Source organism: Colwellia sp. 75C3, assembly GCF_002836255.1.
In the GTDB taxonomy this organism is placed as follows: Bacteria; Pseudomonadota; Gammaproteobacteria; order Enterobacterales; family Alteromonadaceae; genus Colwellia.
In genome coordinates this window covers 61880-76899 of sequence record NZ_PJAU01000055.1, presented here as the reverse complement: position 1 = coordinate 76899, position 15020 = coordinate 61880, and the positions used below count along the sequence as shown (strand labels likewise).

Below are 15020 nucleotides of genomic sequence, written 5' to 3'. Positions count from 1 at the left end.
CTTCAATAAGTTAACATTTAAGTTAGAAAGTGGTCGGCCGTGAAGGATTTGAACCTTCGACAAATTGGTTAAAAGCCAACTGCTCTACCAACTGAGCTAACGGCCGTTTTATCTTATAAGTAAATATTAATCGTTCTTGAATTGGTCGGCCGTGAAGGATTTGAACCTTCGACAAATTGGTTAAAAGCCAACTGCTCTACCAACTGAGCTAACGGCCGATTCAAGAGTTACATTATAAATTTACTTGCTCAATTATCTTTACGATAAGGAGACTTTTTTTTCACACTAAAACATCACTTCAACAAGTTACATTTTAAGTTAAGAAAGTGGTCGGCCGTGAAGGATTTGAACCTTCGACAAATTGGTTAAAAGCCAACTGCTCTACCAACTGAGCTAACGGCCGACGTTGTATTGAGTCACTGCCTCAATGCGGGGCATATAATACTCAAAATTTATTTAAGTGCAACTATAAACTTCGTTTTTCTTAATATTAATTTCTGTTCGAGTAAATTCCCAGCAATACGCTAGTTTTATCAGCAACAAATAGCATGTTCATGCTATTTGCGATCAAATACTTTAGTTAGTTAAACTGGCTAAACGTGGTTTTGCTAGTTTTGCTGCCGTTGAGTTTGGGTACTCTTTTAATAATTTTTGATAGCTAGTTATCGCTTTTTTAACATCATTTTGCTTTTGGGCAACCATGGCAAGCTTCAATAGTGCATCAGGACGCTTGGTTGAGTCTTTATACTTATTAACTACAATCAGGAACGCTGTGTTAGCTTTGACAAGTTCGCCTTGGTTGAATAGTAATTGTCCTAACCAGTAATGAGCATTGGGCGCATAACTAGAATTTGGAAAGCTTTTATTAAACGCATTAAACTCAATAATCGCTTGTTTATAACGTTTGTCTTTTAAGACTAAGTTAAGAGCACGGTCATAGGTTTCATTTTCAGTTAAATTATCACTATAACTTGTCGCGTTTTCTGCAGTACTAATAGTCGCCATAGGGTTAGTCGTAACTGAGGCTGCTTTACTCGTTGACTCAAGCACTTCATTGACTCGTCTATCAATTTCTTGATAAAGCTCTCGTTGACGCTCTAATACTTGGCTTAGTTGATGTGTATGTAACTCTGTTGCACCACGAAGTTCGTTCACTTCGGTTTGCAATAGGTCCAACTGACGCTGGATATTCACTTGTGCCTTATTACGTGAGTCGAGCTTACGTGACAAAGTAGTTAATTGCTCTGTTAACGCAGAAGAGTCGATAGAATTGGCGTTAACATCAATGACTGGCGCTTTAGCTACAGCTAACGCACTAACGGCGCTAGCTGTAAACATCATGCCAAATAAAACTTTATTTAGTTTCATTCAGTTACCTGCTTATGTGAGGCTTATCAAGTCTTAGTAAACTAAAACTGCACGACGGTTTTTAGCGAAAGCATCTTCACTACGGTCTTTAACCATTGGCTTTTCTTCACCGTAGCTAACTACTGTAAGTTGGCTAGCTGAAACACCCATATTTTCTAAATAGGTAGCAATAGATTTAGCACGACGCTCGCCTAATGCAATATTATATTCAGGTGTACCACGTTCGTCGGCATGACCTTCAACTAATACTTTTACATCAGAGTTAGCATTTAAGAATTTAGCATGTGCATCTAAGATTGCAGAGTACTGATCATTTACATTTGAAACATCAAAATCGAAATAGATGATGTGTTCAGAACGTAACGTTTCTAATTCTTGACGCTTTTGTTCTTCAATTTCAGCAGCACGTTTTGCAGCAGTAACTTTCACTGCTTCGGCTTCTGCTATTTTAGCATCAGCTGCATTTTGAGTCACTTGGGCATTAGTATCTACTTGGCTGTTCTCATCACTATCTGAGTTTGAGCTACAAGCTGATAAAACGGTAAGAGGTAAAGCTATTGCTAGGCATTTTACTATGTTATTAAAGCGCATGTTATTTTCCTTTGTCCTAAAATTAAAATTCAATTAGTTTGTTTTGTCTATCTTATTATTATAAAAATGGCGACCAAGCGGGTGCTTTTACTTGACCATCAAGTGCAGGCAATCTCGCTTTAAAGCGGCCATCTACCGACACTAAACCCAACACTTGTCGATTATTGTGTAAAGTACTGTATATGATCATACCACCATTAGGTGACACACTTGGCGACTCATCTAAACGAGTTTCGGTTAACACCTGGAATAATCCAGTCGCTAGCTCTTGTTTCGCTAAACGATACTTTCCGCGAGTTCTATTGACCATAATCAGTTGTTTACCATCTGGTGTAACTGAACCTCCTAGGTTCACCTCACCGTCAAAAGTTAAACGTCTTACTTTCCCCCCGGCTAAATCTACGCGATATAGCTGTGGTTTTCCACCCCGTTCTGAACTAAATATCAATGATTTACCATCAGGTGTCCAACTAGGCTCTGTATCTATCGCTCTATTACGTGTGATACGTCGTACTTTCATCGTCGCTAAATTCATCACATATAGGTCGGGGTTACCATCTTTTGACAGTACCATTGCCATGCTTTTTCCATCCGGAGAAAAGCGTGGCGCGCTATTAATACCGCTAAATGAGCTGATTAATTTTCTCTCGCCAGTGTAAATATCGATGGTATGAATTTGCGCTTGATGATTTTCAAACGAAACATACGCCAACTGCTCGCCATTAGGGCGCCAAGATGGTGACATTAACGGTTCTTTTGAACTTAACAATACATGTTCATTAAAACCATCATAATCGGCAAAAGCCAGTTGATATGGATACTTTCCTTGATCACGAACAATAACATAAGCTATTTTACTTAAAAAAGCGCCTTTAGTTCCCGTGAGCTTTTCATAAATAACATTGCTGATACTGTGCCCATATCGACGGGCTTGATTCAGTTGGATGTTGGCACTGCTTTGCGCCAATATATGATCTTTACTATTAACTAATTCGCCATTACTAAGCATTGACGTTTCACCACCGGTAATCTGCCCACGTATCACATCGACAAGCTGATAACTGACTAAATAACGACCCGGTGTCACTTCACTAATTTTACCGACGACTAACGCCTCAGCACCAAGGTTTGCCCAAGCGCTGTAATCAATACTTTTAGAATCAGAAATAGCTTGTGGAAATTTATCATGAGCAATGGGGCTAAACTTACCACTACGTAATAAATCATCGCTGATTACTTTTGATAACGATTCTGGACGTTCACCTGCACCTGTCCATTCAAAAGGTACGATAGCAATTGGTCTAGCGCTATCCACCCCCCCTGTAATGACAATCTCTAATGTTGCCATTACTTTCGTTGAACTTAACGCGATAACAGCGCCGAATAAGACGCTCGATAATAATTTCATATTTTTGTTATTTTCCTTTAGGTCGCTTCATTTAACGCTACCAATATATACAATTTAACTGAATGTAAATACTATTCCGCTAGGTGAAGTAGTACTGCTGCATTAAAATTCGGGTATTACCGTCACCCCAAGTTTTCGCATTTCTTTAAACACTTCAGGATCTTTCGAGACAGGTAAGTTGCCCGCTTTACCAACCGCTATTCTAGCGGCATCACAGACTACTTTATCGCCTTGCCCAATTTTGACGTCAATAACAAAGCCAGAAGGTGCTAGCGTAATAATTATTCGACAAGATTTACCCGTCATCGTACTTTTATCACTGAGCATTCGCTGATTAATACTCTGCGTAATTAATGCAGCGTAACGATCAACTTCTGACATCACTTGCTGTTGCCTTGCTTGATTCCGACTCGCCATTTCATCAGCCATTTGCTGCGCTAACATAGCATCTTGAATGGCCTGCTCTTTCGCGGCTATTTCTTTACGCTTACGGTCAGCAATTTTTTCAAGTCGTAAGTTTTCTGCTTTCTTCGCATCAGCTTCTTCTTTCAACCGTTTAGATCTGGCAGTAGCAGCTGCTTTTTCAGCAACTTGTTTTTCCTGTTCTTTTTGCTTACGTATTTTCTCAGCTTTAGCTGCTTTAGCATTCGATGATTTGGCGGCTTTATCAGCTTTAATTTTTTCTTGTTCTTTTTTCTTACGCTGTTTTTCTAGTTTTTTGATACGTGCTTCTTCCCTAGCACGACGTTTTTTAGCATCTGAAGCACGCTTTTCAACGGATTTAAGCCGTTTCTTTTCGGCATCAAGTTGATCGGTTTTTTGTTTCTTTATTTTATTTACCGCTCGCTCAAACGTAGCTTTATCAATCACTACCGCTTTGATGGGATCGCCAGATTGTTTTGTTGGTGTAGGTTTTAACTTAGGCGTGGATGAAAAATCGCCTGCAAGTAAACCCACAAGCAAAAAAACATGTAATGCGAGACTTAACCACAATGCTTTAGCATAAGGTGATGTCGTAGTAAAACGAGATATTAACAGCTGACCCACGTTATTCCTCCACCGAATCTGTCATTAAACCAACCGAAGGGACACCTGCGACAGTTTGTAGCATTACCATCAACTGGATAACGGCGTTATACGATACCGCACCATCACCATTAACAACAACAGGCGTGCCTGGTTCAATAGCTAAGTGCGCTTTAACTAATACTGCAACTTCTTCCGCCGACATAGGCTCTTTGTCGTTAGCTCCAACGGTTAAGTAATAACGACCTTGTGCGTCAACACTAGCAACAAGCGGTGTTTTACTGTCTGCATCAAGTGGCTCAGCCTCTGCTTGTGGCAAGTCAACTTTTACCCCTTGGGTAATTAAGGGGGCGGTAACCATAAAGATAATTAATAACACCAACATCACATCAATGTACGGAACTACATTTATTTCAGCCACTTTGCGGCGTCTAACTCTTTGGTACATAGTAATGCCCTATTTAGTAGATTGCTCAGCGGCTGATTGACGTTGTAAAATACTTGAAAATTCATCCATAAAGTTACCATAGCTGTTTTCAAGCTTTTCAACTTTATGGCTAAAGCGGTTAAAGGCAATTACCGCAGGAATGGCTGCAAACAAGCCCATTGCCGTAGCAATTAAGGCTTCAGCTATACCAGGCGCTACCATAGCTAGCGTTGCTTGTTTTACCGCACCTAAGGCAATAAATGAATTCATGATACCCCATACCGTACCGAACAAACCAATGTAAGGACTAATAGAGCCAACGGTTGCCATAAAAGGTAAATGTGTCTCTAAGCTGTCTACTTCTCTTGATAAAGCAACACGCATAGCTCTGTGTGTGCCATCAACAATAATTTGTGGGTTATCTATATGACTTTTTCTTAATCGAGCAAATTCTTTAAAACCCGCAACAAATAAATTCTCAATACCTTCTACTTGTGGTTTTGCACACGTTTCACTATAAAGTTTACTTAAATCAGCGCCGCTCCAGAACTTATCTTCAAATGCTTTTAATTCAGCAGCCGCTGTACGCAAAATTTTTCTGCGTTGAAATATCATTGCCCAACAGACAATAGAAAAAGTAAGCAAAACAAGCATTACAAATTGCACCAAGATGCTTGCTTCTAAAAATAAATTGAAGATTGATATTTCAGCTGACACGTTTAAACGCTCCTAATATTAATTCGGGAATAGCACAGGGTTTATTCTGACTAAAATCAACGCAAGCAATACGTATATTGGCCGTACATAATACTTGCTTTTCTTGATTGGTAATTTGTTGTTGAAACACTAAACTTGCGCGTTTCAATGTTACGATTCTTGAGCTCACTTCAAGTAGATCATCTAGCTTGGCCGAGGCAAGATTATCCATTTCAACCTTTCTGACCACAAAACCTAGCTTTTGTTGCAAAAATACTTCTTGGTTTATACCTATTTCTCTAAGCCACTCTGTTCGAGCTCGCTCAAAAAACTTTAAATAATTGGCATAATAGACAATACCGCCCGCATCAGTGTCTTCGTAATAAACACGAATAGCGAATTGATGTGTAGTTTCTATGTTCGATTGAGATGTTACTTCAGACATTGCTATTAGTATAATTATTTGAGGGTTAAATGATTGATGTGCTAAGTGGCTCTATAGTAATAGATAAAGCATTACGCAAACAAGGTGGCAGAGATAAATACTTACATTTATTCGCATAAAAAACACGAAATATGCTTTTTGATAGCTAAAAAACAAAAAAAGCGCCATAAGGCGCTTTTTAACGTAGAACTAGCAAATCAATTAACTTTTATATTAGTTATGACGAGGTGCTTTTTCAGTACGACGAACTGGGCGTTGTTGTTGACTAACAACTGCTTCATCTGAAGTAGTAATTGCAAGAGGTTGACGACGAACACGTACACCTTTCAATTGGTTAAACAAGTCAGTTGGGATACCTTTAGGTAACTGAACAAAACTATGTTTATCATGCAAGTTAATAGCACCGATGTAACTACTATCAAGTGAAATTTCATTAGCAATTGCACCAACAATATCACCTGGACGAGCGCCATGTTCTTTACCGACTTCTAAACGGTATGTTTGCCAATCAACATCTGTGCGGTTAACTTTAGCTTTACGTGGTTTTTCATCACGAGCTGGACGGCTATCGCGACCTGCGCTGCGGCTATCACCACCACGAGAATCTCTACGGCTATCGCCACCACGAGAGTCTCTACGGCTATCATTACTACCACGATCATTGCGGTCAGTACGTTCACGCGCATCACGACGAGGTTTAGGATCTTCTTTTGGTTGAAGTGGTTGCTTCATTTGCTTTTGGAAAAGCAATGCTGCAGCTAAATCAATCATAGAAACTTCAGATTCAGCAGCCATGCCTTCAACAATTTCACGCATGCTTGAGATATCTTTATCAGCAACAATTTTTGCTACTTCAACACGAGTACGTTCAATACGTATTTTACCAATATCTTGGATATTTGGTAAATCGTAGTTAAGCACAGTACCATTTGTTAAACGCTCATAATGACGAATTGAGTACATTTCACGTGGACGTACAAATGCAATTGACATACCTTCACGACCAGCGCGACCAGTACGACCAATACGGTGAACATAAGCTTCGTTATCACCAGGTAAGTCATAGTTAATTACAAGAGATATACGTGGAATATCTAAACCACGAGCAACAACATCTGTAGCAACTAAGATAGATGATTTACCAGACTTCATCTGGTCAATACAACGTTCACGTTGTGCTTGGTTCAAATCACCATTTAGTGCTAATGCAGGGTAACCAGCACGCTCTAATTTTTCAGCAATATCAACAGTATCATTACGAGTACGAACAAAGATAATCATTGCATCGTATTCAACAACTTCAGCAATACGCTCTAACGCAGTCATTTTAGTGATGCCACTAACTTTCCATGCGTACTGAGTAATGTTAGCTTTTGCTTTTTTAACAGCAGCAACTTTAATGTGCTCAGGATCTTTTAAGAAACGGTTAGCAATTTTACGAATTGCTGGTGGCATTGTTGCTGAGAATAAACACATTTGTGCAGTTTTTGGAATGTGATCCAAAATCCACTGAATGTCTTCTAAAAAGCCCATGTTTAACATTTCATCTGCTTCATCAAGCACACAAACACGTAATTCATCTAACTTAAGGCTTTTACGACGTAAATGGTCCATTAAACGACCAGGTGTACCAACAACAACTTGTGCGCCACGCTCTAATTGTTGAAATTGTGGTCCGTAAGATTGGCCACCGTACAATGTAGCAACACGTAGACCTTTCATGTCTTTACCGAAAGATTCAATTGCTTCAGCAACTTGCATTGCTAATTCACGTGTAGGTGCTAAAACCATTAATTGTGGTTTTCTAATTGAAGTATCAATTTTTGCTAATGCAGGTAAACCAAACGCAGCAGTTTTACCTGTACCCGTTTGTGCTTCACCTAATACGTCTTTACCAGCAAGTAATGGCGGTATAGTTAGTGCTTGAATATCGGTAGCAGAGGTAAAGCCAATAGAAAGAACGGCAGATAATAAGTTTTCAGGTAAGCCTAAAGAGGCAAAAGCTACAGCTTCAGGTTCTGTTACAGTTTCGGTTTCAGTTTTTTGATCAGTCATAAATAATTTTCATCTTCGCAAGGCAGGCGCATTACTTGAGCATAATTACTTGGGCGTAATTATAAAAATCAATCACAAAGATGCCGCCAAGTTAACTGTTAGTTAATTAGCTGCACTTGTTAGCATTTGATTTAAATTGCTAAGTCTTAACCTGCGTAAAATATATACGAGGAAACCACCAGGAAGACTTAGGCGCATAGCGTTCAATTGACGCTATATTTCTTGCTAATTCTAGGGAGAATTAGCTGGCAAGTCTATTGGGCGGTAAAACCCCACTCATCTCGATATACTTATACATCCATTAAACTATTGCTAGCTAGTATAAATAAGTCACTTTGGACTAACTTCGGCTAAGCTTCACTCAACCTGTTATCGAGGCGCGCATTATACAGAGATCTGATGAGTTGGCAAGAAGTTTATAAAATAATGTCTTGGTAAAGGTTAGCGTATTTTACCTTGTGCGAATTAAAGATAAACTTTCTCAAAGACTCTCTACCCTCCTGTAAGTCTTTAAATTTAGCGGCAACAACATTTTCTTCATGCCTAACCAGATCAAGCTCAAGCTTTAGAGGCTTCTCACCTGCTAAGCTCATTTCAAATGAAGACTGCTGCAAATCAATATAGTTATTATCTGTGGTTGGTACTTTTAACGTTAATCCTGTCGCCGAAAGTGATAACAGCTCAACGTTTTCACCATGAAAAATATCGATGATAGCAACGTTTTTAGGGGTAGTTACACGCCAACTACGCTCACTACCTTTGACATCAATAATTTCAGGGGTACCTAGCTTTGGCGAGAATTCACCTTGCTCACTAATCGATAGAGAGACGGGAAACCATAATTGATAATGATTAATTTCTGCCAACAGGGTTAACTTACTACCCATTAACACTTGTCTTACATAGTCAGGTACCGCTGTTTGTACACTCAGTTGGTGTTGTGATTCATTTACCATGCTGTCGTTTGATTCTGCAATAAAAATATTACTGAAGAAATCTAATTCTTCCGTCGAAAATTCCACTTGAATCTCATACTGGCTGTTATTATTATGTTAACAACCCTAACAAAAATGAAACACAAGTGCAATTATCGACCAAGTAAAGCTGAATTATCATTCAAAAAAAACTGACGGATAATATTATTCTTCGGCACCATTGAGTATATCAGCAAAGTTTTCAAGTTTATCTAGTGCTAAACCATGAATAGATTTACGTGGATAGCGACCAGTTTTACTAATAACCCCCGCCTCGACTTTCATCAATAACTCCAGTGATTGATCAATTGTTTCAACGGCATGAATAGCAAACTCTCCGCGAGATACAGCATTAATAACTTCATCATTAAGCATTAAGTTAATCACGTTGGTTTTTGGGATAATGACACCTTGCGTACCCGTTAAACCTTTATCTTTGCATAACTGGAAGAAGCCTTCTATTTTCTCATTAACACCACCGATAGATTGCACTTCACCGTGTTGGTTAATTGAACCTGTTATCGCAAGACTTTGATCTATGGGTAATAAGGTAATAGCAGAGATAAGCGCACAAAGCTCTGCCATGGAAGCACTATCACCATCTATATGCCCATAGGATTGTTCTATAGCAATATTCGCAGATATACTTACCGGGAATGTTTGACCATATTTATGCCCCAAGTAACCAGTTAACAGTAAAACACCTTTAGAGTGAATCGACTTGCCTAAGTCTACTTCTCGTTCAATATCGGTAACGCCTTCACTACCCGCATAAACCGTTGCCGTTATACGTGCAGGAGTACCAAAAACACTATCACCAATTTCAAGTACCGTTAAGCCATTCACTTTACCGATAAACTCACCTTCCGTGCTGATTAATACCTGTTGCTCCTTAATCTCACTGAGCCAAGTTTCACTTAATCGTCCGATACGGCGCTTTTTCGCGGTTTGTGCTAAAGCAATATGCTGCGCTGTTAACGGACCTTTACCACCTTGTTTTTGCCAACAGTAATTTGCTTCATCGAGTAAATCGTTCACTTGCACGATATTCGCTGAAATTTTATGCTTATGTTCGCCTCGTCTGAGGGCATATCGTACTAACTCTAATACTGCCTCGTCACTCACTTTGGGATAATTATGCTGCTCAGCCCGCTGTCTTATCAATTGGCCAAAAGCGATTAAATTGCTATCTGTTTTATCTAGATGACGGTCAAAGTCTGCTAATACCCTGAATAGCTCAGTAAACTCTTGATCGTAATCTTGTAAGGTGTAGTAAATTTCGGCATCACCTAACAAGATTACCTTAACTTGTAGCGGAATTTTTTCTGGTTGTAAGCTATAGCCACTAGACGGACTAAATTCAGAATAAGGATTCTCAATGGTAATTTGCTGAGTTTTCAAAGCTAACTTCAAGCGTGACCACACCATAGGTTGGCTTAACACCTTCTCGGCATCCAATAATAAGTAACCACCATTGGCTTTATGTAACGCGCCAGGTCTGATTAAGCGATAACTGGTATAACTCCCCCCCTGAAAACTAGTATAATCAACATGACCAAATAAGTTTTGATAGGTTGGGTTTTGTTCATAAATCACCGGTGTACCTTGAGTTTCCTCATGTGGTACCAGTAAGTTGGGTAAAAAATACTCCACCATTAACTTACGTAGCTCTTTATCTGTTGGCGTATCATCAGATTCAGTGACTAAAATGTCTAAAACAACATCTATTACATGGCTTTTCACTTTAGCTAAATACTTGATTACACCTTCATTTTCACTGAACTCTTTTTCTAATTCTTCAATGTAAGGTTTGATTGCTTGCTCTGCAGTGTCATTTTTAAGTTGCCTCAATTGATCGAAAGAAAGACGTTTCCATACAGGTAACTCTAATAATTGTTCAGAAAGTACATTTTCTAATTCACTGAGTGATTTATAAAAATTAGTTCTTTCTTCTTCAGTTAACTTACTGAACTCTTTATCACTTAATGGTTTACCGTCAACTAGAGGGGCAAAACCTACTTCGCCATCTTCTTCATACAAAACAACGTTTTCTTTTAGAGCAAGCTCTTCAACGACAGCAATGGCTTGGTCGTATTTTCTATTAAACTCTCGGTCAATGGCTGACTTTTGTCTTTGGTAACCTGGATTATCAAAAACCTCAGGAAATAAACTAAGTAAACCATCAATAAATTTATTCATGCTTACCAATAATTCTTTGCCGCCACCAGGCTTAACTGACAAGGTCAATGGAATATGGCTTTCGTCAAAATTATTGGTATAACACCATTCATCTGGTGATGTTTGCGCGGTAGCAAGAGAGGTTAACATTTGCTTAATTAACGTTTGTCGCCCAGTACCATGTTCACCTAAAGCAAAAACATTAAAACCTATTGCAGACATAGACAAGCCGAACTCCAACGCCTCTTTTGCTCTTTCATGGCCAACAAAATTTTGCGTTGCAACATCATTAAGTTTACTGGTTGATTTTTCACCACTGGAGAACAATGAAGCTGACAAAGGAGAAGTTAGATCATCAGCACAAAGGCGAGTTTGATCGGCAAGGCAAGCTGGAGTTTTAGTCATATAAATCCTTTAAAGAGCGTTTTGAGTCTCACTCTTAATAATGAGAGTATCGAGTTTTACCTTTCGACATCAATGTATCGACGCTAAGGTATCGAAATTTTCCGCTAGTGTACTTGTTAACATTTTAGCTAACAAGTTATTGTAAAGTTATGGATTTAATGGAAGACGAATAAAATCTGTTGATCCACAGTGAACACAATCACCTATTTCACTAAAATGCATAATACTCATTCGTTCATCGCATTGTTCGCATTGCAGTTCACCAAAACCAATGAAGTCGCCACTTTTGTATAAGCCATCATGATTGAAGTCATCAACAAGCTCGGCCCATTCCACTTGTGATTTATCTGTTAATTTAGCAAGGTTATCCCACAATGTTTCATTTAATAATCCTAAATAGACCGAATTATTGGCTTGTCTCCGATTTAATTGATAAAAGTCATGCAGGTCATATTTCAAATTTTCAGTAAATTGTTGCAGTTTCTCCTCAGACATTGTTTCAGCAGCACCAGCATATAGTTTAGCCTGTTTAATAAACTCATCAATGTGCGGCTTTTGCTCAACTTTTACTTCAACTAACCAGTCATTGAGTTTTCTATAAATATCAGCAAAGTAATCGTTTTGTTGTGACATTAGTATTCTCCTTCATGCTTATTATTTTAACTATAGGTTCAAGTATAGGAAAAGTTATAGTTTACGCTTAATTATGCTTGTTGTTACCCAGCTATATAAGGTATTCTACAGCGATAAATCACATCGATTTGACCTTTGTTTATGCCGCTTTACGTCGCGAAACAAGCAATTCGGTAACACCTTAAAAGCATTAGAGAAAGTCTTAATGGAAGCCATTTATAATCCCCAAGCGATAGAAGCAACAGTACAAAAATTTTGGACTGATAACAACACCTTTCAAGCTATTGAAAATCCAGATAAAGAAAAGTTTTACTGCTTAGCCATGTTTCCATACCCAAGTGGTCGTTTGCACATGGGTCATGTACGTAACTACAGCTTAGGTGATGTTATTTCTCGCTACCAACGTATGCAAGGCAAAAATGTCATGCAACCTATGGGTTGGGATGCCTTTGGTTTACCTGCTGAAAATGCTGCAATTAAAAACAAAACTGCGCCAGGAAAATGGACCTACGAAAATATTGACTACATGCGTAATCAATTACAATCACTGGGTTTTGGTTATGACTGGGGTCGTGAATTAGCTACCTGTAAACCTGATTACTATCGTTGGGAACAATGGTTCTTTACCCAACTTTTTGAGAAAGGTTTAGTGTATAAGAAAAATGCCACGGTAAACTGGGATCCAGTTGATCAAACTGTTTTAGCTAACGAACAAGTTATTGATGGTAGAGGTTGGCGTTCAGGTGCTCTTGTTGAACGTAAACAAATTCCACAATGGTTTATTAAAATTACTGCTTACGCCGAAGAGTTACTTGATGATTTAGATCAATTAACCGAATGGCCTGAGCAAGTGAAAACCATGCAACGTAACTGGATTGGTCGTTCTCAAGGTGTTGAGATGACGTTTGCGGTTAGCGATTCAACTGAAAGTTTTGATATTTACACAACTCGACCTGATACGTTAATGGGTGTTACTTATGTTGCCCTTGCTGCACAACATCCATTAGCTGTAGCAGCTGCAAAAGATAATGCAGATTTAGCCGCTTTTATCGATGAATGTAAAAACAGTAAAACCACTGAAGCTGATATGGCAGCAATGGAAAAGAAAGGTGTTGATACCGGCCTTAAAGCTATTCACCCACTAACGGGTAAGTTAGTCCCTGTATGGGCTGCTAACTTTGTGTTAATGGATTATGGTTCGGGTGCGGTAATGTCGGTACCAGGACATGACCAACGTGATTATGAATTTGCAACTAAATATGGCTTAGAGATAGAGCAAGTTATTGCCGGTCAAGAATCTGATGATATTAGCAAAGCTGCTATCACAGAAAAATCTACCTTAATCAATTCAGGTGAATTTGATGGTTTAGATTTCGAAGCAGCGTTTAAAGCAATCAGCGATAAATTAATCAGCGAAAACAAAGGTAAAACGACGACTAACTACCGTTTACGTGATTGGGGAGTTTCTCGCCAACGTTATTGGGGTACGCCAATTCCAATGCTTAACCTTGCTAATGGTGAATCAGTTCCTGTGCCTGAAAGCGAATTGCCGGTAATATTACCAGAAGACGTGGTTATGAATGGTACAACATCACCGATTAAAGCGGATCCAGAGTGGGCAAAAACCACTTATAACGGTGAAGAAGCTCTACGTGAAACAGATACCTTTGATACCTTCATGGAATCTTCTTGGTATTACGCTCGTTATTGTTCACCAAATGATGACACCCAGATGATTGATCCTGCTAAAGCAAACTACTGGTTGCCTGTAGATCAATATATTGGTGGTATCGAACATGCAATATTGCATTTATTATACTCACGCTTCTTCCATAAATTATTACGTGATGTCGGCTTAGTTGACTGTGACGAACCGTTTAAAAAGCTTTTATGTCAGGGCATGGTTTTAGCTGAAACATATTATCGTGAAGCTGACAATGGTGGTCAGGAGTGGATTGCACCAACAGATGTTACCGTAGAACGTGACGACAAAGGCAATATCACCTCATCAATTAGTAAAATTGATGGCCTACCTGTGTTATCTGCAGGTATGAGCAAAATGTCTAAATCCAAAAATAACGGTATTGACCCGCAGGAAGTTATCGAGAAATACGGTGCTGATACTGTACGTTTATTTATTATGTTCACTTCACCACCAGAGCAAACCTTAGAATGGTCTGATGCCGGTGTTGAAGGCGCACATCGTTTCGTTAAACGTGTTTATAAATTAGCGCATGACTTTGTTGAAAGCACTAGTAACTCACCTGTTGTTGATATTGCGACGTTAACATTAACTGCTGGCCATAAAAAATTACGTCGTGAATTACATAAAACTATTGCAAAAGTAACCGATGATATTGGTCGTCGAAATACGTTCAACACTGCAATAGCTGCCATCATGGAATTAATGAATCACTTGGGTAAAGCTAAGCTAGACAGTGATGAAGATAAAGCGATAATGCAAGAAGCAGTTCGCGCCGTGGTATTAATGTTAACGCCAATTACTCCACATTTATGTCACAATTTATGGCAATCAGTTGGCGGTAGTGATGTTAATGTTGAAGATGCTACTTGGCCTGCAGTCGACGACAGTGCTTTAGTTGAAGATGAAAAGCTTATTATCGTGCAAGTGAATGGTAAGTTACGTGCCAAAATTACCGTTGCTGCCGATGCAAGTAAAGACGTTGTTGAAGCGCTAGGTTTAAATAATGAAAGTGTATTGAAATTTACCGAAGGTAATACCATACGCAAAGTTATTTATATCCCAGGTAAGTTACTTAATATTGTTGCTAACTAACGTGTTGCCAACTGATT

General features: G+C 38.9%; 12 protein-coding genes and 3 tRNA genes. 1 reads left to right on the top strand and 14 read right to left on the bottom strand.

All coding sequences use genetic code 11. The features are described 5' to 3' along the window. Positions 1 to 30: 30 nt before the first annotated feature. The 14 genes from CXF85_RS14485 to CXF85_RS14420 form a co-directional block, all read right to left on the bottom strand. Positions 31 to 106, bottom strand: a tRNA-Lys gene (locus tag CXF85_RS14485). 36 nt (positions 107 to 142) lie between these two features. After that, positions 143 to 218 (bottom strand) — tRNA-Lys (locus CXF85_RS14480). Positions 219 to 327: 109 nt separating this feature from the next. Beyond that, positions 328 to 403, bottom strand: a tRNA-Lys gene (locus CXF85_RS14475). Between the two features lie 173 nt (positions 404 to 576). Continuing rightward, positions 577 to 1368: a tol-pal system protein YbgF gene (gene ybgF, locus CXF85_RS14470; protein ID WP_101229368.1), complete on the bottom strand. Its 792-nt coding sequence runs from the start codon at positions 1366 to 1368 to the stop codon at positions 577 to 579. Positions 1369 to 1401: 33 nt separating this feature from the next. Further along, entirely contained in the window at positions 1402 to 1959 is a 558-nt protein-coding gene (gene pal, locus CXF85_RS14465; protein ID WP_101229367.1) for a peptidoglycan-associated lipoprotein Pal, read from the bottom strand. Positions 1960 to 2017: 58 nt separating this feature from the next. Then, entirely contained in the window at positions 2018 to 3367 is a 1350-nt protein-coding gene (gene tolB / locus CXF85_RS14460) for a Tol-Pal system beta propeller repeat protein TolB (RefSeq protein ID WP_101229366.1), read from the bottom strand. Between the two features lie 102 nt (positions 3368 to 3469). Next, a complete protein-coding gene (gene tolA, locus CXF85_RS14455; RefSeq protein WP_232771211.1) occupies positions 3470 to 4414 on the bottom strand; it encodes a cell envelope integrity protein TolA in 945 nt (314 codons plus the stop codon). Position 4415: 1 nt separating this feature from the next. Further along, positions 4416 to 4841: a protein TolR gene (gene tolR, locus CXF85_RS14450; RefSeq protein WP_101229365.1), complete on the bottom strand. Its 426-nt coding sequence runs from the start codon at positions 4839 to 4841 to the stop codon at positions 4416 to 4418. A gap of 9 nt (positions 4842 to 4850) precedes the next feature. Next, on the bottom strand, positions 4851 to 5537 hold the full coding sequence (gene tolQ, locus CXF85_RS14445) for a protein TolQ (RefSeq protein WP_101229364.1): 687 nt from the start codon (positions 5535 to 5537) through the stop codon (positions 4851 to 4853). Continuing rightward, on the bottom strand, positions 5527 to 5961 hold the full coding sequence (ybgC, locus tag CXF85_RS14440; RefSeq protein ID WP_101229363.1) for a tol-pal system-associated acyl-CoA thioesterase: 435 nt from the start codon (positions 5959 to 5961) through the stop codon (positions 5527 to 5529). The genes tolQ and ybgC overlap by 11 nt, the downstream gene beginning before the upstream one ends. Positions 5962 to 6174: 213 nt before the next feature. Further along, positions 6175 to 8016 (bottom strand): DEAD/DEAH box helicase, encoded by a 1842-nt coding sequence (locus CXF85_RS14435; RefSeq protein WP_101229362.1) that lies wholly within the window; start codon positions 8014 to 8016, stop codon positions 6175 to 6177. 416 nt (positions 8017 to 8432) lie between these two features. Continuing rightward, on the bottom strand, positions 8433 to 9038 hold the full coding sequence (locus CXF85_RS14430; protein WP_101229361.1) for a hypothetical protein: 606 nt from the start codon (positions 9036 to 9038) through the stop codon (positions 8433 to 8435). 117 nt (positions 9039 to 9155) lie between these two features. Next, positions 9156 to 11573: a Lon protease family protein gene (locus CXF85_RS14425; RefSeq protein WP_101229360.1), complete on the bottom strand. Its 2418-nt coding sequence runs from the start codon at positions 11571 to 11573 to the stop codon at positions 9156 to 9158. Positions 11574 to 11720: 147 nt separating this feature from the next. Then, positions 11721 to 12206, bottom strand: a complete 486-nt coding sequence (locus CXF85_RS14420) for a zinc ribbon-containing protein (RefSeq protein WP_101229359.1) — start codon at positions 12204 to 12206, stop codon at positions 11721 to 11723. A 205-nt stretch (positions 12207 to 12411) separates the two neighbouring features. Between CXF85_RS14420 and leuS the strand changes: the two genes are divergently transcribed. After that, positions 12412 to 15003, top strand: coding sequence for a leucine--tRNA ligase (gene leuS, locus CXF85_RS14415; RefSeq protein WP_101229504.1), 2592 nt, complete (start codon positions 12412 to 12414; stop codon positions 15001 to 15003). Positions 15004 to 15020 lie beyond the last annotated feature (17 nt).

Excerpts from the sequence above, each read along its gene's own strand:
- tolR (WP_101229365.1), bottom strand. The coding sequence starts at position 4,841 with ATGTACCAAAGAGTTAGACGCCGCAAAGTGGCTGAAATAAATGTAGTT.
- ybgC (WP_101229363.1), bottom strand. The coding sequence starts at position 5,961 with ATGTCTGAAGTAACATCTCAATCGAACATAGAAACTACACATCAATTC.
- CXF85_RS14435 (WP_101229362.1), bottom strand. The coding sequence starts at position 8,016 with ATGACTGATCAAAAAACTGAAACCGAAACTGTAACAGAACCTGAAGCT.
- leuS (WP_101229504.1), top strand. The coding sequence starts at position 12,412 with ATGGAAGCCATTTATAATCCCCAAGCGATAGAAGCAACAGTACAAAAA.
- ybgF (WP_101229368.1), bottom strand. The coding sequence starts at position 1,368 with ATGAAACTAAATAAAGTTTTATTTGGCATGATGTTTACAGCTAGCGCC.
- tolB (WP_101229366.1), bottom strand. The coding sequence starts at position 3,367 with ATGAAATTATTATCGAGCGTCTTATTCGGCGCTGTTATCGCGTTAAGT.
- CXF85_RS14420 (WP_101229359.1), bottom strand. The coding sequence starts at position 12,206 with ATGTCACAACAAAACGATTACTTTGCTGATATTTATAGAAAACTCAAT.
- CXF85_RS14425 (WP_101229360.1), bottom strand. The coding sequence starts at position 11,573 with ATGACTAAAACTCCAGCTTGCCTTGCCGATCAAACTCGCCTTTGTGCT.
- pal (WP_101229367.1), bottom strand. The coding sequence starts at position 1,959 with ATGCGCTTTAATAACATAGTAAAATGCCTAGCAATAGCTTTACCTCTT.